Genomic DNA, 20,988 nt, shown 5'->3' on the forward strand with positions numbered 1-20,988 from the left:
TCGAACAACAGCCGGCGGCCGCACCCTTGATCCGGCGGATCCTGTTTTGCGATCGGACCATGCGCGATGCGCTAGCGCCCCGAACCCTGCGATCCCTTGCGCGGTGCCATGGTCGCCCCGCCAGGCGGTTGCGCCGCCGGGCGGGTTTGGGCCGGCGCCGCGCGCTCGCGATGGCGCTCGTCGTCGTAAAGCGAGGGGCGGTATTTGGCGCGGGTCGCCGCCAGCGTCGAGCCACGCCACGCGGCCAGCATGATCAGGGCCGATCGTTCGCTCAATGTTTCGTACAGCCGCGACAGCCGGTACACCTGCTGCACCGAGGTCCCGATTTCAGGCTTGAGGAACAGCAATACCCGCTGAAAAACCGGGCTCGGCATATTCAGCGCCCGCGCCGCGCAGGCGAGCGGCTCACCGCCGGGATCGTCGATGATCTCGGCGGCAACCCGCGCCGGCAGTATCAGTGCGTCACCGAGTTCGAGTGTGAAGTTTGCGACGTCGGCGACGAACGCGGCCCTCTCCAGGATCTCGATCGTGCGCGCCGCGCGTGCGGCGGGAATTCGCGCCGACGCCCGTAACGGCGTGTCCTGGAGATTATGCAGGATCAATCCGCGTTCGCTGGCGCTGGCGCGGAAGAACATGTCGCTGATTTCGGCGGCGTCCTGCGGCCGCATCGACAGGCTGGATGCCATCCGCAACTGCGCGTGGCTCGATGGCTTGGGCGGCGGCGAGGTTGCCGGCGCGATGCTTATCTCGGCGGCGAGCGGAACGCGCTGATCTCTTTGATAGGGCCGCAAGCCCAGTCTCCTGAGGACTTCGGGCGGCGCGCCCGGATAGATTGCAAGCCGTCCCCGAACCGCCGCGCGGGTCGCGTCGTCAACATGATCGATCAGGCGGGAGGTCAGTTCGACAAACTGCTGCTCCTCGTCGCGGCTGTGCACGCTGGCCTGAACGTAGAGATCGGTCAAGACGCGCAGCAAAGTGGGGCGGATGTCGACGCCCTCGCGGCGGGAGAGCGTTATCAACCCGTCGAAGCCTGGAAACATCGGAGTTGTGGTCATGTCTGGGTACGCGACTGAGTAGAACTCGCGCGAGAATACGGCAAGTGGCTTTAACAGCCCGTTAAGCAAAACAACCGGTAAAGCGCCACCATGGGATGAGGCCTCGTAGTAGCCCTGCGATGGCGGCGCCGCAACGCCTGCCTGAAATCGGAGCCTGGTTCGGCAACTTAAGATGCTGTTAACCACGTCCTGATCTTAATAACGCCTGTCGCCGGCCAGATCGCGTCGGAGCGGCAGCCAGAGGATCAGTCAGACATGGGTACTATCATTGAATTTCCGGCGGATGCCGCATCGCGGCGGCTGGGCTCGACCATGAACGGCGGCCCGGGTGAAGGCATGGCAACCATCCTGATCCTCCCGGCGATTCGGATCGAACGCAACCCCGATGAAAGCAGCGATGGCAAAGGACCAGAAGAAGGCGCCGCCCAGGGTCGCCGCCGCCGTCGGCGCTGATTTCGGACATTTTACCATGCCGGAGACGCGGTTTCCGATTCCGGTCAGGCGGCGGATCCCAGGGTCATCATCCCACCTGATCTTGCTTCTGATCAGCGCCGCGCTTGGCGGCTGCAGCGGTGGCGATTTCGGCCGAACCCGTCAGGATTTTCGCAACGACGACATGCACAGCTGGATCGGCGGCGAGGCGACATCGAGCGTCGGTCTGCCGGTGTCGCAATTCCAGCTTACCGACAACGAAAGGCTGCTTCGCGATCTGGCTTATCCGCTGATCGAGCCGCCGCACTCGCGACCGGCCTGGCGGAGCGTGTTCGGCGAATACGGGGCGCAGCCTTCGCCCTGGCGGCAGGCCCCGGCCTTCGATCGCACCGCCTATGGACGCGCCTTGATCGACGAGCCGCACCGTTCGCACGCGTCGCGCTATGCGCTGGTGATCGATGACGTGCGCGACGACATCACCCGGTTCGAACCTTTCTTCGCCGCGGCGGTGCGGGTGATCGATCTCGATCGCAAGCGTAACGCCAGTCTGCCGCATATTTCGGAATTGTCGCCGCGCGAGCGCACCGATGCGGTCGCCCGCATGCAGGAAAACAGCCTGATCGTGCAGTGGGTGCAGCAGTGCCTGGAGCGGAGAATCTCCTCCTACCGCTGGGCGCTGGAACGGCTGGTGATAGCGGCGCCCGATAATATGGCCGCCGACGCCGACCGCCTGATCAACGAACTCGCCGCGCAGACCGCGAACCCGCCGGTCTCGGCGCAGCCCGTGATCGGGCATGCGGTGAGCGTGCGCGGCTAATGTTGTGTTTCTGACACTTCGTATCCTCGTCATTCCGGGGCGCGCCACTTGGCGCGAACCCGGAATCCAGAGGTGATGGCGACAAGATTCCTGCTGCGCAGGCCGCGGAACGACGGAAGCAATTGTTGGAGTCACTTATCCAGCGTTTCCGAAGTTCTGATCACATCGACGCTTGCGATGCTGCGCTCCCTCTCCCGCTCTTCGCGGGGGAGACCACCAGCGCGCCGCAGCCCGCACCACGCCGGAGAGAAAGTGGGCCCCTTGCTCCCGTTGATTCCGAAGGGTTTTTTCGCCCACTTTCTCGGGAGGGTTGGGGTGGCGGAAGCTCCGGGCGAAAATCCATCGATCGGGTACCGCCAGACGAAGTTTGTGCTTTAGACGCTGAGGCCGGTGATTACTGGGTCGCCTGTCAAGCCGGGCGATGACTACAGTTTATGATGCGCGGTAAGTGCCTCCCGTTATGCTCAGGAGTCCGGGTTTCGTATCAGGAGCATCGCGCCAAACGATGCGTCTCGAAGGATAGCCGTGCAAGCTGCCATCCTTCGAGACACAAGCCTTCGCCCAAGCGGCGCGGTAGGCACGGCGCAACCGCGCCTTTTTTGATTAGCCACCTGCAGCTCGTGCCATTCAACGCGCGCGATGGCGCCGCGATCAGCGCTTGGCCAGCGGCGCTTCGGCCGGCTTCGCCGCCGCGTCGGTCTGCACCTTGCAGCTCGCGGCGGCGAGTGACGCCTGGGCCTGCGGCATCAGGCCCGGCTCGGGCGCCAGCGCCTTCAGCAGGATCAGGCCGGTGGCGGAAGGCGAATCGATGATCAGCCGGTCGGCGGCGGTCACGTCCTCTTCTTCCGGCAATGCCGCATGCTGGGCCTCGGTCATCAGATCGAGTTCGATCACCTTGCGTCCGGCGGAACGGTCATTGATGGCGTAATAGGCGACGTCGTTGCGGGTATAAAACGACACCGAGGTATAGGCCTGGCTGACGGGAACGGCGAGTTTGATCGGCCCGCCGGAGAGATCGTAGCGGCAGACGGCAAGCGCGAAAGCAGGGTCGAGGTACGGCATCGGCGCGTTGTTTGGATCGACCTGCGGCAGCGGCGTAACCGCGTTCAGCTTCGTCATCGGCGCGAGCCGCGCATAGGCGTCGTTGGTCGCAATCCGCGGCAAGGCCAGCACGCTGACCAGGTGCACCACGCCGCCCAGCAGCACGCCCGCGATGATCGCAAACAGCAGGCGGATCACGGGCACCCCAATGTCGCAATGGAAGGCATCGGCGCATCGCGCTGGGTCCGGGTCGCGACACCGACCGGGGTGTCGTAAAGCCGAAGCATCAGGGCATAACGTTCGATCGCCGCGGTCGGGAGCCAGTTGCCGGCGCGCGCCCGCGACGCCACCCGTATCTCGAACGCGCCGTCTGCGCCGCGGACGATCTCCTGGCTGGTGAAGCCGTAACGTTGCAGGGAATTCGCCACCAGATGTCCCTTCTGGTCATAAAGCGTCAAGGTCCAGAACCGGGCCGCCGGCGTGACGCCGCTGACGACCACGTCGCAGCGTCCATCGAGCGGCCGCTTGCGATCGTCGGTGGTGGCGGAAAAGGCCACGCCGTCGCCGGTGCCGACCGGGAGCTCGCCGCTGCGCGCGATCGAGGCCCGCGAATAGGGGTCGACATCGGCGGTGCCGGTCTTGGGCCGCGCGGTCCACGCGCCGATCGTCAGGGTGCCGAGATCGGTGCCGCGGGTCGCCGTCAACCAGGTCGCGCCGAGGCCTACGGCGGTGGCGAGCAGCAGCGCCAGCAAGGTGATAAAGATCAGCCGCACGGGCCAAGGCTCCGATTTTGAAGTTCACAACGCTCACCCGCGCCCTCTGATGCTTTCGCCATCAAGAGAACGCCGGTCATTCGATCGTTCCAGTGCGGTTTTGAATTTGAGGTTCCTAACATGAACTTGCAGCGGAACTTCAAGTTCGCCGCACTAGTTCTTGCGCGGCTCCGACATCGCCGCGCTGCCTGATGTGGCCGCGGCGAAACCGTCGGGGAATGCCAACGAATTGGACGATACCGGCTTGAGCGGTTTTGCCGGATCGCCCGCGGTCTTGGCGGCGTCGTCGAGCATCTTTTCCACCTGCACCAGGATATCGGCGCCGCGCCGGGTCAGGATCGGCGGCGGTCCGGGTTTGATCTCCGGAGGCTTCGATGCACCGTTGGCCGCAACCGTCGGAGCCGCAGCAGGCAATTTCGTGCCCGCGCCGACGCCCGCGATTTCCTTGATCTCGACGCCCTGATGGGCCGCCACCATGATGTCGTGCCATGTCTGCGCCGGCAGCGAGCCCCCGGTCATGCGGTTGGTTGGCGAGTAATCGTCGTTGCCATACCACACCGCGCAAGTGAAGTTGCCGGTATAGCCGACGAACCAGGCGTCGCGATAGGCGTTGGTGGTCCCGGTCTTGCCGGCGGTCGGAATACCGTCGAGCGCCGCGCGCCGCGCGGTACCTTCACTGACAACGTGGCTCATCATGCCCGCCATGTCGGCGGCGACCGAAGCAGGAATCGCTTGCAAGGGCTTCCTGCCATCACGGTCGAAGCGCCAGACCAGATCGCCGCTGCCGGTGCGAACTTCAAGCACCGCGTGAGGTACGACCGATTTGCCTTTGTTGGGGAAGGTCGCATAGGCCACGGCGTGCTCGATCACCGTGACTTCGTCGGCGCCGATCGGCAGCGACGGCGTGTCCGGCAGCGGCGCCGTGATACCGAAGCGGCGCGCGACCTCCACGATCTTGACACGGCCGGCCTTGGCCGGATTGGGTGATTTGCCGCCGAGCGCAATCGACAGCTTGACGGGAACGACATTGATCGAACGGGTGATGGCCTGGGTCAGTGTCACCGCGCCGGAATAAGAGTGGCCGTAATTCTGCGGACACCAGTTGCCGATGCAGACCGGGCCGTCGACCACGATCGAGTTCGGCGTGAAGCCGTTCATCAACGCCGTGGTGTAGACATAGGGCTTGAACGACGAACCGGGCTGCCGGTAGGCGTCGGTGGCGCGGTTGAACTGGCTGGCGCCGTAGTCGCGGCCGCCGACCATCGCGCGCACGCCGCCGTCGAGATCGGCAACCACGCTGGCGGCCTGGGTGGCGTGATAGTCGCGGCCGAACTGCCGCAACTGGTTTTCGATGGCTTCTTCGGCCGCCCGCTGCACGTTCATGTCGATCGCGGTACGCACCACGAAGACACGCTCATTGTAGGATTTCGGGAAGGTGTCGACCAGCCGGCGCATCTCGTCGAAGGCCCAGTCGAGATAGTAGTTCGGCGAATTTTCGTCGCGGCGATCGACCGCGGTGGCCGGATTGCGCCGCGCGCCGAACACCTGGCCTTCGGTCATGAAACCGGCATCGACCAGATTGTCGAGCACCACATTGGCGCGGGCGCGCGCCGCCGGCAGGTTGATGTGCGGGGCAAACTTGGTGGGCGCCTTGAATAGCCCGGCCAGCATGGCGGCTTCCGCCAGATTGACGTCGCGCACCGACTTGTTGAAATAGAAATGTGCGGCGCCGTCGACGCCGAAAGTGCCGCCGCCCATATAGGCGCGGTCGAGATAGAGTTTCAGGATTTCGTTCTTGGAGAGCCGGGTCTCGAGCCAGATCGCGAGAAAGGCCTCGTTGACCTTGCGCTCGATGGTGCGCTCATTGCTCAGGAACAGATTCTTCGCGAGCTGCTGGGTGATCGACGAACCGCCCTGGCGTACGCCGCCAGCCTGCGCGTTGGTGATCAGCGCGCGCAAGGTGCCGGCAGCATCGATGCCGAAATGGTCATAGAAGCGCCGGTCCTCGGTCGCCAGCGTGGCCTTGATCAGATTGTCCGGAAAATCCTCCAGCGGGATCGAATCATTGTGCTTGATGCCGCGGCTGCCGATCGGATTGCCGTAGCGGTCGAGGAACGTCACCGCCAGATCGGATTTCTTCAGCCAGTCGTCATCAGCGGTTTCGCGGAAGGCCGGCACCGCCAGCGCCAGCATCAGGATCAGGCCGCCGAGGCCGATGCTGGCAGCCTCCGACAACGGTTCGATGATGACAAAGCGCTTCCAGCCGCCGATATAGAAACGGTCCATGAAGGTGGAGAAACGCTCGTAAAGCTCACGTGCGCCGACCCCGGTAGAGAACAGCGTCGAATCGATGCGGGCATCGAAATCCAGCATCCAATTCTGGATTTTCTTCTTCCATTGCGGTGGGACGATCTGGCGCACCGGAGCCTTTGGTCAGTTCGAAGGCGCTCAAGCACCCAACTGGGCACGGTTGAGACCTCTTGCGGGAATGTTGCGGCAAACCCAAGGCGCTGCTTGCGCCGTTGGGGACCTAGCCGTGAGTTCTAACCGAGCGGGGACCATAAACCAACGGTCCTGCAGTGATTTTGAACAGCAGCCCTAATGCCCTCCCGGGCTCCTGCGGGCTGTCGTGGCGCCACTTGCGCTGCAGCCACAGCCGTCCCATGAAGGGGTTTCAGCCTGCACCCCTCGGAAGAATGCCAGCTGCCATGACCGCGCCCCCCAAGCCGTCCTCGCCTCAAGAGGGATTCTTTTGGAAAACCAAGACGTTGGAGGAGATGTCCAAAGCCGAATGGGAAAGCCTGTGTGACGGCTGTGGGCGCTGCTGCCTGGAAAAGCTTGAGGATGAAGACAGCGGCAAGATCTATTTCACCCACATTTCCTGCAAGCTTTTGGATGCGGGCTTATGCGCCTGTAAGGATTATGCAAATCGGTCCGCCCAGGTTCCGGACTGTGTCCGGCTGACGCCGGAAAACGTCCGCACCCTGAACTGGCTGCCACCGAGTTGCGGCTACCGGCTCGTGGCTGACGGCCGCGATCTCTATTGGTGGCATCCCCTGATTTCGGGCGATCCCGATACGGTCCACGAAGCCGGTGTCTCGGTGCGCGGGCGGGTGCAGGGAACCGAGACCGAGATCGCGGAGGCTGACCTCGAAGATCACATCGTGCAGTGGCCGGCGCTGTTGCCGAAGCGGGCGCGTCTGAAGAAAAGGCCGCAAACCTGATCACGCCATCGCGATGGGTGTTCGGCGGGACGCACCCATGCGCTCGACCCGCTGCCAAGGCCGGCGTTTGTCCCCTAGATTGGCGCCGGACCCTATGACTCCCCCGCGGTTTTCCATCGCAACGTTAAATATAATCAAATGAACAGGTTCGAACGGCACAGCCCTCAAGCGGCCGGGCGAGAGTCATTGCCCGAGACAATCGCTGGCGAACTGGCGGAACTGCCGGTTGAGGTCATCGATCTATCGGATGCGCCGCCGATCGCGCCGCGGGCGCCGCTGACCCAAAGCGAGGTTCGCACCATCCTGATGAGCCTGATGCTGACGATGTTTCTGGCCGCCCTCGACCAGACCATCGTCGCCACCGCGCTGCCGACCATCGGCCGGCAATTCCAGGACGTCTCCAGCCTGTCCTGGGTCATCACGGCCTATCTGTTGGCTGCGACCGCGGTGGCGCCGGTGTTCGGCACGCTGAGCGACATCTACGGCCGCCGCTTAACCATCATCTCCGCACTCAGCCTGTTCATCGCGGGTTCAATCGCATGCGCGCTGGCGCCGAACATGCAGGTCCTGATCCTGGCCCGCGGCCTGCAGGGGATCGGCGGCGGCGGCATTCTGCCGATCGTGCAGACCATCATTTCAGACGTGGTGACGCCGCGCGAGCGCGGCCGGTACCAGGCCTATTTCAGCGGCGTTTGGACCGCGGCGGGCATCGGCGGGCCGATCCTCGGCGGTGTGTTCGCCGAGCATCTGCACTGGACCATGATCTTCTGGATCAACCTGCCGCTCGGGCTGGCATCGCTCATGCTGCTGCTGCCCAGGATGGGCAAGATTCCGGTATTTCACCGCAAGCGCCAGATCGACTGGCTCGGCGGCGTGCTGCTGATGGCGTCCGCCGTGATCTTCATGCTGGTGCTGACCTGGGGCGGCAATCGCTATCTCTGGCTGTCGCCCGCCATCATGGCCATGATCGGTGCCGCGGTCCTGCTCGCTGGCGCCTTCGTGTGGCACGCCGGCCATGCCGCGGAGCCGTTCCTGCCGCTGCCGCTTTTGGGGGGAACGGTCGTGCCCTATGCGATGGCCGCCGGCGGTTTTGCCATGGGCGCGATGATCGGACTGACCGTGCATCTGCCGCTCTATTACGAGGTGGTCTATCACCTCAGCGCCAGCGAAACCGGGCTGGCTTTGATCCCGCTGGCCGCCGTTACGACCGTCGGCGCCGCCATCGCCGGCCGCACCATGGTGCACTCGAAGCACTACAAGCGCGTCGCGATAGCAGGCACCGCCTTTGCGGCGCTGGCGGCATTCGCAATGACGCTCACCATGCTGCCGCTGTGGGCGCTTTTGGTGCTGCTGGCGCTGTGCGCGCTCGGGCTCGGGACCGCGTTCCCGGTCAGCGTGGTCTCGATCCAGAACGCGGTGGCGCGCGCGCAGGTCGGCACCGCCACCGGCGCGATGAATTTCTTCCGCGCCCTGATGGCCTCATTCACGGTCGCTGCCTTCGCCGCGATCCTGCTGATGGCGCTGGGGCCGGATATTTCGCTCGGCGGCGAGCATCGCGGCCCGGTGAATTCGATCGCCGCCGCCGACATGGTCGGGGCATTCCGTTATTTGTTCGCTGCCGCTACGGCGATGCTCGCGCTGGCATCGCTGTGCATGATCCTGATGGAAGAAAAGCCGCTCGCCGGCCCGTCCACGCCGGTCGAGATGGCGGAGTAGGGGGCGCACCAGCGGCGGCATGTTCTGCGCCGAGGTGCGCTCAGCGCAGGGCCAGAAGAATGGCCTGGTGGCCGGCGCCACGTCGAATGACGCGGCTCTGCAGGCCCAGACTATCCCCGCCCGGCAATTTGATCTAACAGCGGCGCCAGCAAAGCAACCGTCTCACCATCGATCAGGAGCCGACCATGAGCAAACCCTCAATCGAGCAGACCCGGATGGGCACTGAGGCCATTGCCTTCTGCATCGCGCGGACCCTGATCGAACGCGATCCCTCGCTCAAGGCGCCGATGCGCGCCAACTTGCGCAAAATGTGGGAGCTCCTGGAAGAGCGCGAGGATCACGGCGCCGCCGACATGGTCGACACCATGATCAAGGCGCTCAACGATCCCGCGTTCTTCAAGCCGTAGCATCGCATTGCGAAGTGGCTCAGATCTGCGGCCGACTGCAGTGCCATGACGCGAGCTTATTTCGATGCCAGCATGCAAGACGAGGCTGAGGATAGCGAAGCTGCGACCATGCCGGCGGTCGGCTTCTATTTCACGGTAAGAGCGATCGGCTGAACATGGCGTGCATACATCGGAGGATGTTTCGAGATGGAAAGCATTTCAGGAATTGAATTGGGCGAACACCCCGCGATCTCGAAAATTTTACCGGAATTGATCGTCCACTTCATACAGATCCCGGCGGCAACGACGCAAAATCCACTTTCTCAAATCAGAGTTGGCTCGAAATTTGCAACTTATTTTTCAGTACCAAAACATACGAGGATATGATGCCCACGTTCATAAAAATTACCGTCGCGTGTCCGCCCAGGCCGATCGATATGGGCGGCTGCCTGCAAGCCATTTCTTTGGCGGGTTGGTGTCCCGCTTGCGTCAGAATTTAGCCAAGGAGGCGAAAGCATGTTCATTACCGTGATTGCCGTGCTCTGTCATTTATCGGTGGGTCAGCCGGTCTGCAGCGAGGAGATCGTCACCGACTCCGATTCGAACAAGGACTTGACGCTGCTGAGTTGCGCGGTCGGCGCGCAGGCCGCGCTGGCGCAATGGAAGGCGGCGGATCCGACCTATCGCAGCGAAGACTACTGGATCAGTCGCTACAAATGCGTGCCTGGCCATCCCGGCACAAGGGCACGCGCCTGAAGACGCGCTGGGCTCAGCGCTTGCGACGCCTTAACCGGCCACGCAGGGCACGCTCAGAAATCCGCGGAAGCGCACGCGGCCGCCCCGTACCGGCACGCCGTTTTGCGCGTAGCCGGGAAAGCGCTTAAGGAAGCGTGAGATCGCGACCGCGCCCTCGAGCCGCGCCAGCGTCATCCCGGCGCATTGGTGCGCGCCGGTGGCGAAGGCCAGATGCCGGTTCGGCGTGCGGCCGACGTCGAAAGTCTCGGGCTCGGCGAATTGCCTGCCGTCGCGGTTGGCCGCCCCGATGCCCAAGGTCACCGGCGTGCCTGCCGGCAGCGCGACGCCGCCGAGCTCGACCGGCGCGGTGGTCATGCGGTTGCCGAGCTGGTTGGAGCTTTCGAAGCGCAGGATTTCCTCGACCGCGGTCTTGATCAGATCGGGATGCTCGATCAGCCGCGCTTTCTGCGCGGGGTGCTCCGACAATGCCACCAATCCATTGCCGATCAGGTTGGTGGTCGTTTCATGCCCGGCGTTGAGCAGGAAGATGCAGTTGTGCAGCAGTTCCTTTTCGCTCAGGCGTTCGCCATCGCCTTCGCCCTGGATCAGGCGCGTCAGCACGTCCCGCTCCGGATTGCCGGGCTTTGCCCGGCGCCGTTCGACCAGCGTTTCGAGATAGGCGAGGAAACCCGTTACCGCCGTGTTGCCGCGTGCAAACGCCTCGGGGCCGATCACCGGCTCCAGCGCTCCAAGGATCGCCAGCGACCAGTCGCGCAGCGGCTCGCGTTCATCGTGCGGCACGTCAAGCAGGTTGCCGATCACCTCGATCGGGATCGCGGAGGCGAAATCAGCGATCAGCTCGAACTGGCCTTTGGCGGCGATGCCATCGAGCAGGGAATCGATCAGCGCGACCAGGTCGGGCTCCATGCCGGCGATTGCCCGCGGCGACAGCGCGCCGGTGATCAGCCGCCGCACCCTTGTGTGCGCCGGCGGATCGTTGAAGACGAGGCTCGTGGTGTGGTGTTCGTAAAGCGGCGAATGGCCGTATTTGGGCAGGAATTCCTGCTTCTTGTCGGAGCTGAAAAGCTTCGTGTTCTTGTAGGCAAGGACCAGATCGTCGTAGCGCGTCAGGAACCATGAACCATTGGGCATGCGCTTGACCGGCTCATGCTCCCGCAGTGCACGATAGGTCGGGTAGGGGTCGGCATAGAATTGCGGCGTCAATTTCTCGAGGTCGAAACCGGCCGCCAGCTCTCGCGCGTTTGCATTCATGCTGCCATACCCGTCAGGTGAGACCGCCATACCGTATTTGCTGTTTTCGAATCCGCGAGGCAACTCTAAAGTCCCTCCACCGGAATACAGCCTCGGCCAGCCGACTGGAAATCAAAATGCACGCCCGCCCTGAGTTGACCTCCGAGACGGCTGCCGAAATGACAGCCTCCTGGCCGGAGGACATCTTTGCGATTCTGCAGCGCTTCGACGTCCGCCAGGTGCCTTACGTTCCGGACGCCGGGCATTCGCTTTTGATCGAGCGCGTCTTGGGGGCGTCCTCGATGCGCGCGGTGCCGCTGACGACGGAAGAGGAGGGCGTGGCGCTATTGGCCGGCGCCTGGGCCGGCGGCCAGCGCGGCGTGCTCTTGATGCAGTCGAGCGGCGTCGGCAATTGCGTCAACATGCTGTCGCTCACGCAAATCTTCCGCTTTCCGTTCCTCGCGCTGGTGACGATGCGCGGCGAATGGGGCGAATTCAATCCCTGGCAGGTGCCGATGGGATCGACCACACCGGGCGTGTTGGAATTGTGCGGCATCAAGGTGTTGCGGGCCTCCCATTCGGGCGAGGTGCGCGAGGTCGTGGAGGCCGCGGCGGGACAGGCCTATCATGCCTGCACGCCGACCGCCGTATTGTTGTCGCAGCGCCTGATCGGGGCCAAGGTTTTCACCAAATGAGCAAGGCTAATCTGCTCGACCGGCGCGGCGTGGTCGCAAGCCTTTTGGCGGAACGCGGCGGGATGATCGCGGTCGGCGGGCTCGGCGCCTCGACCTACGATATCGCCGCCGCCGGCGATCACGATCGCAACCTCTATCTCTGGGGCGCGATGGGCGGCGCGGTCATGATCGGGCTCGGCCTCGCGCTGGCGCAGCCTGGGCTGCCTGTGGTCGTCATCACCGGCGATGGCGAGATGCTGATGGGGCTGGGCAGCCTCGCTACCGTCGGCCTGCAAAAGCCCAAGAATTTCACCATCGTCGTGCTGGACAACGAGGTCTACGGCGAAACCGGCGGCCAGGCGAGCCACACCGCTGATACCGTCGATCTGGTCGGGGTCGCCCGGGCCTGCGGGATCGCCGATGCGAGGACCCTTGCCACCATGGCCGACATCGAGGCCTTTGCACCGGACATGCGGGAGGTTTCGAGCGGCCCGCGTTTCGCCAGCATCAAGATCGACAGCGCCAATCTGGAGCGCGTTCTCTCAAGCCGCGACGGCGGCTTCATCATCAACCGGATCCGCGGCTCGCTGGGATTTGGGCCGATCTAGTAATGTGATTTTGGGCCGGAACCGACAGGGGAAATTTTTTCGCTCGGTGTGAACTGGCTCACATTTGGCGCCGCGCGATCGATGCAAGCTCTCCAACCCAGAGCTGTTTTCCTGCGTGACTTCAATGCCGGATTGGAAGAGCGGAAGACCCCGCGAATTCCGGCGTTGCGGGTCGGAGCTTTCCGGGGGCGCCATGTCCAAACTCGAGGTATTTCTCAGTCACAAGGCCAAGGATGGCGCGCTGGCAAAAAAGGTCCAGAAGGCGCTCTGCTCGGTCATCCCGGACCTTGATATCTTCCTGTCCGAAGAGATTCCCAAGTCCGACGACTTTCGCGAGAACATCTGGGGAGCGCTGGAGAAGGCCAAGTTCTTCATCCTGCTGTACACCGATCCGAGCGACGACTGGTCCTGGTGCTTCTTCGAGGTGGGAGCCTTTCGCAGCATCTGGCGCCACGAGGCCAGGAACCGTCACCCGATCTACTGCCTTCATTCCAAGGAATCGCTGCCGCCGGGTCCGTTGGCCAATCTCCAGACCATCAAGGCCGAGAATGTCGACATCCAGCGCTGGCTGGAGGACATGTGCAAGCTGGTGAAGCGGAGAGTCCCTCCGGACAAAAAGGCCAGGCTCGCCGCGGAGCAGATCGAGAACGCGCTCAAGGCTCGAAGCATTCTCGAAGAGCGGACGATCAAGCCCTATATCTGGATTGAACCGCGCTGGCCGAAGGGCAAACCGGGCAACTTCAACGTCACCAGGCTGCCCGAGATACCGCTGGACGATGCCACCGTCTCGATCGACAGCGAATCCGCCACCAAGCTCGGCTTTGGCAATGTGCCGGACGGTCTGCATCTGATGCAGTTTCTGCAGATGCTGGATTGCGACAGCGGCGATCTCCGTTCGCCCCGGCCCTACTGGATCACGCGGTTCTACAACTCGCTGACCAAGGCCATCAACGGCAATCTGCTGTTGCAGGAGGTGGCCTATTTCCGGCATGAGAGCGGCAGCATTCTTCGCCCCATCGTGGCCAGCGCATCGAAGAGCCGCGATGGCACACTCTGCAGATTGAAGGTGCTTTTCATCCAGGCCTTCAGCGCGCCGCTGACCGACCATCCATCTTCGGTGCAGCGGCTTGCCGACGGCGTGCGGCTGGGCGTGCGCACCCGGATCGAGATCATCAACGGATTTTCCGGTCAATTGTCGCGGATCTTTCGCGACAAGATCCGAAGCGAAACCGAGAGCGATCCGATTGCCCGCAACTACCCGGCGGGCCGACGCGTCATCGAGGCGCTGGAGACCATCACCGAGGAGGCCCAGGCGCACGGCATACGACCGGAGGAGGCGCCGCCAAGTCTGTTCGCCGATCCCGCGGATCAGGCCAGTTATGAAAAGATCCGCACCGACTCGCTTCGGATCTGGCAAAGGCTGAAGATCGTGGCCGAACGCGAGGACAACGCCCGCACCGGGAGCTACCCCGAGACCGAGGCGCTTCTCAGCGAACTGAAAGCGGTCAACGACCGCTATCTCAGAATAGCACTGCCACGCCTCAATGAACTCCTGGTCCCGGAACGTAACGGCAGACCAACGGCACGTCCGCCGAAACAGCCGGCCGATCGATCGGTGGCGCCAAGGAAAAGCTCCAATGCTCTCGATCGTAACGTCGATGCGTGAGAGTCGCGATCAGGGGTACTTCTTGAGCGCTTCCTTTATCGCTTCCATTGTCGGGGCCGACGGTGCGACCTGCAGAGGGTCTTTTATCAATGGGGCGACAATATCCCTCATCGGCGCCGCCAAAAGGCGATCCGCAATAAGAGGCTGTGGATGGGAACGACATATCTCGTCGACGACAGCCATCACCTGGACCTTGGTGCGTTCGGCGCGCAAAATGAGATAATCGAAGACTCGTCGGAAACCGACCTTCGTGGAGACCCTTACAAGCGCAAGATCGATTTCAATCCTGGTGCCGATCAACGATTCGAATCGGTCGCAGTAGTATCGGATCTTCTCTTGGTCATTCAAATCGGCCGGGGCAATCTTCTTTTCTACAAGATCCAATCCGTGTTCTACCAAGTCATCGGTCCATGATCGCCATTCATCGAGAAACATCCCGTCCGAAATGAGCCACTTGATCCCGACGACTTCGGTTTCCTCGCTTGTGAGTGCCGGGAGGTTCGCAAGACCGATGTCCGGGTATTTTTCGGACAATTCATGCATCGAACGCTTGGCGTGAGGCAGCAATTTGTCCCAATCGTAATGTATCTTCTTCACCAGAGATTTGAGCGCGTCGTCGATGAGGTGCTTGTCGAGAAAAGCCTGTGCGATGTCCTCCAGACTCGCGTTGTACTCCAGCTGAGATTTAATCCTCTCCATCAGCTCGTCGGGAACGAATGGGCTGACCTTCCATCGGGGAATGCTCTCCATGCCGCCGCCGGGCAGGAAACGACCAGCGTCATAGAGGGCAGCGATCAATTCGATGAACGCCCGCGTAGCGATCTGCTCGAGCGCACCAGGATCGGTCGCGTTCGTTCGCGCTATCTCCGCAGTTCTTCGAGCCGAAGCGGGAATGTCCCGTCCGAATTGCGACATCAAGAACGGAAACAAAACCTCGGCCGACGCCCGGGCTGCGAACGCTTTAAAGCGATCGTCCTTGCTGGGGTCGCCGTAATCCATGACGGCTTTCATGACGATCCAGTCGCGATTGAACAGTGACCCGATGGTTCCCACGGTCGCTGCCTCCATTTCCAGAGCAAGCACAGTGCGGACACCTTCCTCCTGCAACTTAGCCCACCTGTCGTCCTTGACGACTACGTTGCCGCTCGCGATTGGACCGACCTTGATCCTAAAGGGCAGCTTCTTCGGGGGCGTACCGAACACGTGCCGTTCGTCGACGATATCGCGGCCTTTTGCCGTAAGCTTGAGCTGCCGCCCCTCGCGATAGATCAGCTCTCTATTCATGAGCGCTTTGACCCGCTCCTCCCAGACCTCATCGGGAAAATAGGTCTTGCGGGCGGGATGAGCTTTGACGTCTCGCCCCAAGCTGGTCTGCTCGAGCAGCCAAAGCTCAGCCTCTGAATCCGAAGGGACGCCGTGACTAGGCAATCCTTGTGGCTTCAACTCGCCCAGGAGCCTGATCCAAGCGCTGTCGCGCAGTTTATCGGGTCGGTGATCCGGAAGGAATCCATCTTGGGTTACCTTTCCTTCGTCGTATTGAAAGGTCATGTCGGCAATGATGACATCGCCAAAAGCGACGTCAGCCCGGTTCCCTGCACATGCCCCGCTCATGGCGATACAACGAGGTTCAAGTCGACTGAACAAATAACTGGCCACGGGGGAAAGGTACCGCCCGCCAATTCTCTCCCCGTGGGCCAATGCGACCCGCATGAATTTACCGTTCGAAATAAAGTCCCCGATGACGTAGGGCGTCGGGGTGCCGATGTCCCGTTCCTCCCAGGACACAACTCCCGGTGAACCGTCTTTTAGAAGACCGACGTCGCATGCCGCCTCGAACTCCATCCGCAGTCCGGTCACGATGAGAACGTCAACCTCGCTCATGGATAATCGCATCCTGTGCCGATACTGGTTCCGTAAGAGTCCCTCATTTTGGTTATCCAGCCAAGGGGAAAATCCGCATATTTTGCGTGTCCTGTCGATCGGCGATGAATTTCGCCCGAGAATCGCTTTTTTTGGCGCGCCTGCAGGAGAAAGTCCGCACTGTCTCTGGGATCGAAGCCAGCACAGCATCGAGCGGTACGAGCTTTGTCAACCCGCAACAGGCACGTCCCGATGCGCCAGGCGACGCGGCACGTCGATGCTCACCTCGAGATCCGAATCATGATCATGCGGTCGAGCGTGAAACGCTCCACTTCGATCAGTTCCGCGCCGGAATTGAAAACATGATCGACAAGCCGGAGCGCACGCTCAATAATCTCCTTGGCTACCTGCGCCAAAACGGCGGGCGGCTTTCAAAGCGTGCGCGCGCGGACGAGTTTTGCGGAGCTGACAGCAGATGAGGTCAATAAAATCGAGGGACTTTACACGACAACGTTCGGCGCGAGCAAACGGTAGCCCGGATGAGCGAAGCGACATCCGGGATTTCCTTGCTCTGTCCGGCATGTCGCTGCGCTCATGCGGACATCGTCGGCAATGGGCTGGCGAGTAGGGTGTAGGAGCCAGTACTGTGATTTTGAAGTTCGAATCATATCCGAATCATCGTTCAGCCTGAGAGACTGCCTAAAATGGCGCCAAAGAAATGGAGATTTTCGAGCCGTCATTGCGAGCCACCGGCTCGGCGCCAGGTGCCGTCCGGTGAGCGAAGCAATCCACTTAAGCGTACGCCGCGCTATGGATTGCTTCGTCGCAAGGGCTCCTCGCAATGACGGTGGAAGATCCTCAAGAACGCGTCTTGCGCAGCTCCTGAAGCGTCATCGCTTCGCGTAACGCTGCAGCCTTAGCCGCCACGCGCGCGCGGCGGGCAGGCGTAAAGCCTTTGGTCAGCTCGCTAAAGGGTCTATGCCCAGTCATGGCTTTACCGTCGCCTTGACGCCTTTGATTTCGCTTTTGCTTTGCTTGAAGCTTTCGATTTTGCCTTAGCCTTGGCGGCCCGCCCCGACGCCTTCGTCTTCTTGACGGCTTTCGTCTTCTTTGCGCTTTTGGGTGCGCGGGTGGCTTTTTTCGCTTTGGGAGTTTTGCCGGCCTTCGTCTTCTTCGCGGCCTTGCCGGCTTTCGGCTTGGCGCGACGTCCCGGCGTTGTCGGCGAAGACGTCGTCGACGCCCCGCGCGCAGTCATCTGAGCGGGGATCGGCTCCTGCATCCAGAAGTCGAGTTCCTGGGCGCGCGATCCGCCGGGCTTCCAGCCATCGAGCGGCTTGAAGATCTGGTCCGGGTCGCCGCCGCTGCCGAGATAGGCCCGCCAGGAATAGTGGTCGTAGACTCCGTTGATGTGCAGCGCGTAGGCCTGCGCCAGCGGCTTGTTGCCGCGCACGATCACCAGATTCTCGTCGTTCTTCTCCGATGCCGAAACCGAGAAATTATGCGAGCCCGTGATCACGGCGCAGGCGTCGGAGAACGGATCGATCACGATCACCTTGGAGTGCACGATCGCCATCATGTGCGCCCCGAGCATTTCATGGACGTTGAATTCGGTTTCCGCCCATGACGGCTTATTGTCGTCGCTGACCCCTGATGGTAACGGCACGTCGTCGTGGAAGGACTGCGGCGGGGCGCCGGACTTGACCACCTGCCCGGCCACCTTGGTGATATTGCCGGTTTTTGAGGGGGTGACACTCGACACCACGCCGCGAACATAGATGTCGTTTTTCTGTGCCCGATCGAGCAAGGCTTCCAGCAGCGGCGACTGGCCGGGCATGAACATCAGAAACAGCGCGCCTTCCTCGGCGCCTGCGATCAGATCGAGCACCGGCTTGAACTCGGCTTCGCCGTCGGTTGCGGCGAAATAGACCGAAATATTGTTGTGGGTCGTGGGCTCGGCATTCTCCGTCTTCAGCCCGGCCGGCATGTCGTCGCCGGCGTCGACCAGTTTGCCCCATTGGTCGAGAAAGCGGCCGGCGACCACGGTGTCATCGACGATCAGCACATTGTTCAATTGCGTGCAAAGGCCTGTCGTCGTCCAGTTGGTGCTGCCCGTCAATACCCGGCTGGCATTGCCCTGCGCATCGCTTTCGACGACGAATTTGTTGTGCACGCTCGGCGACGACCGGCCGTGATGCGAAAGGTCGCGGTGCTTGACCTCAAGCCCCGCCGCGGTCAGTTCCTCTGCCACATTGGGCCTGGTGGCGCTGCCATTGCCGAGCAGAACGTGGCCGCGGCCGGCAAAGGGTTTCAGGGCGTCGACCAGTTCCTGATCGTTCATCTCATAGATCGCGGCATGGATCGAGCTGCCGCGGCGGTCGGCGTCGCGCAGGAAGGCCAGGATTTCGTGCAATGCGTCGCCCGACAAATAAAGCCTGGCCTGGAATCCCGGCGTCGCCAGGTCGGTCAGGAATTTCCGCAGCGATTGATCGCTGACGTCGCCGCCGACGAAGCGGCTGACGATCTGGGACATCAGCGTGCCGCGATTGAAATAGGCCGCCAGTCCACCGCCGGCGTCGCCGGACGCGACCAGCGGCGCGGTCCACACCGACGCGGAACCGGCATCGGGCGCAAAGCTGTCGCTGCCTGCGTCTTTCATCGCGGTGACGCGATAGGACACGTTGTCGGTCGCCACCACGCTGTGATCGGTCCAGATGCAGCGCCGGATCGGCGACTGCGTTGACGCGATGCCGGTCGGCTGTACCGGCCCTTGGCCTGCCTTCGGCGGGATTCGGTTGACCAGAACGGTTACCTGTTGCGTCGTGTCATTGCGCCGTTCGAGCTGGAACCCGACCCAATCGTCGGACCATGTGTCCGGCTGCCAGGCAATCAGCACGTCATCCGCATTGGCGTAAGCCTTGATGGCGATCGTCATGAAATCTCCTCCCGCGCAACTTGAAAATATTTTCGATTGAATGAATTCTGGCCGTCAACGTCATCCTGGCACAACTGAAGCGTGCGCGCCAGCGCCAAGCCGCCCGCATCAACAGCAAAAAAGCGCGTCACTGAAAAAGACAAGCGAAGGCCGCGGCTTGATCGGCCGCGGCCTGCATGTTGTTCAGCCTCACGCTGGGAATGCCGGCTTACGGCAATCCCAGGAAGTTGGTCTGGGGAACAGCGACACCGGCCGCCCCGGCCGCTGGTATGGTCAGCAATTGATCCGTCGCAATGGCATTGCCATTGGTGTTGCCCTGCGAGATCGGCGTGGTCGAACCGGGGGTGGCATAGGGATGGCCGTTCGGTACGGAGATCTGCGGATGGTCGAACGGCGCCATTTCGTAGAGCACGCGCTGGTCGGTCAGTCCGTATCTCAGGAAAGCCACCAGGGCAGCCTTGTTGTTGGCGCCGACCGTCGAAGGTTGACCGTTGACGTCGTTTTGCGGCGTGGTGTCGAGCAGCGCCGGCAACGTGCCCGCCGGGGCAACGCCGGCGTCCCCTCGGCCGCGCGCGTAGAAGTCGACGACCTGCTCGAGCGTCGATTTGCCGCCGTGGTGATTGTACGGCGCCGTCAGGCCGACATTGCGCAGGTTGGGTATTTTGAATTTGGAATTGACGAGGGGACTCGGACAGGCCGGCAGCGGCGGTGTGGCCGGCGTGGTGCAGTTGGGCGGCGCCAGCGTAGTAATGGCTTCCGCGCCGGGGTCATCGAGCGCGGGCCGGATACCGTAATTATTGATGAAGCCCAACGCGTTATTATTGATGAGCGGATCGGCGGGCGGCGGACTGACATCCGTCGAATGCACCCCGGTTGCTCTTCTGACAGAGGCTCGGGTGCCTTCTGGAATGGTGTGACAGGTGTTGCAATTTCCACCATTGTTGGCGGCGGTGTTGACAAAGAGCGTGAGACCAAGCTGCTCCTGGGCGCTGAGCGCTGAGGTATTGCCCGCCTGGAAGGCGTCGAGCGGCGTCTGGTCCGAGATCAGGGTTGAGAGATATTTTTGGATGCCCAGCCCGGCAAACAGCGAAAAGTTGTATTCAGTGAGCGTGTATTGGTTGTCAGCCGTGTGGCCGCTTGGAAGTCTGAAGAACTGATCGAATGTTCCATCGGCATTGACCTGGACGACATATTTTGAATCCCACCACTGACTGTTAAAGGCGGCCTCTATCAGCGCATCGTAGGATTTGAACTTGATGCCGGGATTGGGCGAATTGGAGACGCCCCCCAGAACACTGTCGGTGGCAGCGACGATCTGTTGGCCCAGCGGAATAAGCGGACGGATCTTCTTGCCCTGGCGCACCAGGAACTTGCCGCCAATCTCATGAAAGTTACGTCCCGCCGCCGACAACTCATTGATGCTGACCGGCGGTCCGGCGACCAGTGAGGCGATCGCGGAATTGTCGAGCGAGACCGTCACCAGCGAAGGAACACTGTTCTTATCGGGTGAATTGACCACCTGGGCGATCGGCACCCCCGTGATATCCACGCCATTGAAGACTTCCCTGGCACGGCCATCCCAGAACAAGAGCTTGTTGAAGGTCGCATTGAAGATGGTGGGGGCGTTGCGCGGCTCAACACGCCGCGTGTCGATGCCGTTGATGATGAAACCATCCGGATCTGCCGTGTAGGTGACGCTATCCTGGGCCTGACCCGGAACGGTCTGGATCAGGGTCGAACTGAAGACGCCCTGGGACGAGACCACATCGTTGAGGTCCTGCAGCACGGGATTGCTCGCGCTGGCCAACTGGTTGGGAT

Annotated in this window: 19 protein-coding genes; 11 read left to right on the forward strand and 8 right to left on the reverse strand. The window is 62.2% G+C overall.

Translation table 11 applies throughout. The features are described from left to right. Positions 1–71: 71 nt before the first annotated feature. Positions 72–1,055 (reverse strand): DUF2336 domain-containing protein, encoded by a 984-nt coding sequence (locus tag ABSG20_RS08555; protein ID WP_423864063.1) that lies wholly within the window; start codon positions 1,053–1,055, stop codon positions 72–74. 255 nt (positions 1,056–1,310) lie between these two features. Between ABSG20_RS08555 and ABSG20_RS08560 the strand changes: the two genes are divergently transcribed. Both ABSG20_RS08560 and ABSG20_RS08565 read left to right on the forward strand, forming a co-directional pair. Continuing rightward, the gene (locus ABSG20_RS08560; RefSeq protein WP_423864064.1) at positions 1,311–1,508 is read left to right on the forward strand and encodes a hypothetical protein; all 198 of its coding nucleotides are present in this window, start codon (positions 1,311–1,313) and stop codon (positions 1,506–1,508) included. A gap of 16 nt (positions 1,509–1,524) precedes the next feature. Beyond that, positions 1,525–2,304: a hypothetical protein gene (locus ABSG20_RS08565; RefSeq protein WP_423864080.1), complete on the forward strand. Its 780-nt coding sequence runs from the start codon at positions 1,525–1,527 to the stop codon at positions 2,302–2,304. A 651-nt stretch (positions 2,305–2,955) separates the two neighbouring features. Here ABSG20_RS08565 and ABSG20_RS08570 read toward each other — a convergent pair. The 3 genes from ABSG20_RS08570 to ABSG20_RS08580 form a co-directional block, all read right to left on the reverse strand. After that, complete coding sequence (locus ABSG20_RS08570) at positions 2,956–3,543, reverse strand: DUF1254 domain-containing protein (RefSeq protein WP_423864081.1); 588 nt, start codon at positions 3,541–3,543, stop codon at positions 2,956–2,958. Beyond that, the gene (locus ABSG20_RS08575; RefSeq protein ID WP_423864065.1) at positions 3,540–4,118 is read right to left on the reverse strand and encodes a DUF1214 domain-containing protein; all 579 of its coding nucleotides are present in this window, start codon (positions 4,116–4,118) and stop codon (positions 3,540–3,542) included. Before ABSG20_RS08575 ends, ABSG20_RS08570 begins: the two co-directional genes overlap by 4 nt. Before the next feature lie 153 nt (positions 4,119–4,271). Beyond that, positions 4,272–6,539 (reverse strand): transglycosylase domain-containing protein, encoded by a 2,268-nt coding sequence (locus ABSG20_RS08580; protein ID WP_423864066.1) that lies wholly within the window; start codon positions 6,537–6,539, stop codon positions 4,272–4,274. A 287-nt stretch (positions 6,540–6,826) separates the two neighbouring features. Between ABSG20_RS08580 and ABSG20_RS08585 the strand changes: the two genes are divergently transcribed. The 5 genes from ABSG20_RS08585 (at position 6,827) to ABSG20_RS08605 (ending at position 10,200) form a co-directional block, all read left to right on the forward strand. Further along, entirely contained in the window at positions 6,827–7,342 is a 516-nt protein-coding gene (locus ABSG20_RS08585; RefSeq protein WP_423864067.1) for a YcgN family cysteine cluster protein, read from the forward strand. 138 nt (positions 7,343–7,480) lie between these two features. Further along, positions 7,481–9,058: an MDR family MFS transporter gene (locus tag ABSG20_RS08590; protein ID WP_423864068.1), complete on the forward strand. Its 1,578-nt coding sequence runs from the start codon at positions 7,481–7,483 to the stop codon at positions 9,056–9,058. A gap of 185 nt (positions 9,059–9,243) precedes the next feature. Then, positions 9,244–9,465 carry a hypothetical protein gene (locus tag ABSG20_RS08595; protein WP_423864069.1) on the forward strand — a complete coding sequence of 74 codons (222 nt, stop codon included), beginning with the start codon at positions 9,244–9,246 and terminating at the stop codon, positions 9,463–9,465. Between the two features lie 186 nt (positions 9,466–9,651). After that, on the forward strand, positions 9,652–9,831 hold the full coding sequence (locus ABSG20_RS08600; RefSeq protein ID WP_423864070.1) for a hypothetical protein: 180 nt from the start codon (positions 9,652–9,654) through the stop codon (positions 9,829–9,831). Between the two features lie 129 nt (positions 9,832–9,960). Beyond that, complete coding sequence (locus tag ABSG20_RS08605) at positions 9,961–10,200, forward strand: hypothetical protein (RefSeq protein WP_423864071.1); 240 nt, start codon at positions 9,961–9,963, stop codon at positions 10,198–10,200. Between the two features lie 30 nt (positions 10,201–10,230). On the opposite strand, the gene ABSG20_RS08610 is transcribed toward ABSG20_RS08605, so the two are convergent. Further along, complete coding sequence (locus tag ABSG20_RS08610; RefSeq protein WP_423864072.1) at positions 10,231–11,451, reverse strand: cytochrome P450; 1,221 nt, start codon at positions 11,449–11,451, stop codon at positions 10,231–10,233. Between the two features lie 116 nt (positions 11,452–11,567). On the opposite strand from ABSG20_RS08610, the gene ABSG20_RS08615 reads away from it, so the two are divergent. The 3 genes from ABSG20_RS08615 to ABSG20_RS08625 all read left to right on the forward strand — a co-directional run bounded on the left by ABSG20_RS08615 (position 11,568) and on the right by ABSG20_RS08625 (position 14,378). Next, positions 11,568–12,125: a phosphonopyruvate decarboxylase gene (locus tag ABSG20_RS08615; protein ID WP_423864073.1), complete on the forward strand. Its 558-nt coding sequence runs from the start codon at positions 11,568–11,570 to the stop codon at positions 12,123–12,125. Then, positions 12,122–12,712, forward strand: coding sequence for a thiamine pyrophosphate-dependent enzyme (locus tag ABSG20_RS08620; RefSeq protein WP_423864074.1), 591 nt, complete (start codon positions 12,122–12,124; stop codon positions 12,710–12,712). The genes ABSG20_RS08615 and ABSG20_RS08620 overlap by 4 nt, the downstream gene beginning before the upstream one ends. Before the next feature lie 193 nt (positions 12,713–12,905). Then, positions 12,906–14,378 carry a TIR domain-containing protein gene (locus ABSG20_RS08625; protein WP_423864075.1) on the forward strand — a complete coding sequence of 491 codons (1,473 nt, stop codon included), beginning with the start codon at positions 12,906–12,908 and terminating at the stop codon, positions 14,376–14,378. A 9-nt stretch (positions 14,379–14,387) separates the two neighbouring features. Here the strand turns inward: ABSG20_RS08625 and ABSG20_RS08630 are convergent, their stop codons facing one another. After that, complete coding sequence (locus ABSG20_RS08630; protein WP_423864076.1) at positions 14,388–16,259, reverse strand: 5'-methylthioadenosine/S-adenosylhomocysteine nucleosidase family protein; 1,872 nt, start codon at positions 16,257–16,259, stop codon at positions 14,388–14,390. A 104-nt stretch (positions 16,260–16,363) separates the two neighbouring features. Between ABSG20_RS08630 and ABSG20_RS08635 the strand changes: the two genes are divergently transcribed. Further along, the gene (locus ABSG20_RS08635; protein WP_423864077.1) at positions 16,364–16,717 is read left to right on the forward strand and encodes a hypothetical protein; all 354 of its coding nucleotides are present in this window, start codon (positions 16,364–16,366) and stop codon (positions 16,715–16,717) included. Between the two features lie 515 nt (positions 16,718–17,232). Here ABSG20_RS08635 and ABSG20_RS08640 read toward each other — a convergent pair. Next, complete coding sequence (locus ABSG20_RS08640) at positions 17,233–19,170, reverse strand: phospholipase D-like domain-containing protein (protein WP_423864078.1); 1,938 nt, start codon at positions 19,168–19,170, stop codon at positions 17,233–17,235. 208 nt (positions 19,171–19,378) lie between these two features. Continuing rightward, positions 19,379–20,988, reverse strand: a 1,610-nt coding sequence (locus tag ABSG20_RS08645) for a cytochrome-c peroxidase (RefSeq protein ID WP_423864079.1), incomplete at its 5' end; no start/stop codon positions are given.

The organism is Bradyrhizobium sp. (genome assembly GCF_049512235.1).
Taxonomy (GTDB): domain Bacteria; phylum Pseudomonadota; class Alphaproteobacteria; order Rhizobiales; family Xanthobacteraceae; genus Bradyrhizobium.

Bases quoted from the DNA above. Each gene is read 5' to 3' on its own strand.
- ABSG20_RS08555 (WP_423864063.1), bottom strand. From the start codon at position 1,055: ATGACCACAACTCCGATGTTTCCAGGCTTCGACGGGTTGATAACGCTC.
- ABSG20_RS08560 (WP_423864064.1), top strand. From the start codon at position 1,311: ATGGGTACTATCATTGAATTTCCGGCGGATGCCGCATCGCGGCGGCTG.
- ABSG20_RS08565 (WP_423864080.1), top strand. From the start codon at position 1,525: ATGCCGGAGACGCGGTTTCCGATTCCGGTCAGGCGGCGGATCCCAGGG.
- ABSG20_RS08585 (WP_423864067.1), top strand. From the start codon at position 6,827: ATGACCGCGCCCCCCAAGCCGTCCTCGCCTCAAGAGGGATTCTTTTGG.
- ABSG20_RS08590 (WP_423864068.1), top strand. From the start codon at position 7,481: ATGAACAGGTTCGAACGGCACAGCCCTCAAGCGGCCGGGCGAGAGTCA.
- ABSG20_RS08595 (WP_423864069.1), top strand. From the start codon at position 9,244: ATGAGCAAACCCTCAATCGAGCAGACCCGGATGGGCACTGAGGCCATT.
- ABSG20_RS08600 (WP_423864070.1), top strand. From the start codon at position 9,652: ATGGAAAGCATTTCAGGAATTGAATTGGGCGAACACCCCGCGATCTCG.
- ABSG20_RS08605 (WP_423864071.1), top strand. From the start codon at position 9,961: ATGTTCATTACCGTGATTGCCGTGCTCTGTCATTTATCGGTGGGTCAG.
- ABSG20_RS08610 (WP_423864072.1), bottom strand. From the start codon at position 11,451: ATGAATGCAAACGCGCGAGAGCTGGCGGCCGGTTTCGACCTCGAGAAA.
- ABSG20_RS08615 (WP_423864073.1), top strand. From the start codon at position 11,568: ATGCACGCCCGCCCTGAGTTGACCTCCGAGACGGCTGCCGAAATGACA.
- ABSG20_RS08620 (WP_423864074.1), top strand. From the start codon at position 12,122: ATGAGCAAGGCTAATCTGCTCGACCGGCGCGGCGTGGTCGCAAGCCTT.
- ABSG20_RS08625 (WP_423864075.1), top strand. From the start codon at position 12,906: ATGTCCAAACTCGAGGTATTTCTCAGTCACAAGGCCAAGGATGGCGCG.
- ABSG20_RS08630 (WP_423864076.1), bottom strand. From the start codon at position 16,259: ATGAGCGAGGTTGACGTTCTCATCGTGACCGGACTGCGGATGGAGTTC.
- ABSG20_RS08635 (WP_423864077.1), top strand. From the start codon at position 16,364: ATGAATTTCGCCCGAGAATCGCTTTTTTTGGCGCGCCTGCAGGAGAAA.
- ABSG20_RS08640 (WP_423864078.1), bottom strand. From the start codon at position 19,170: ATGACGATCGCCATCAAGGCTTACGCCAATGCGGATGACGTGCTGATT.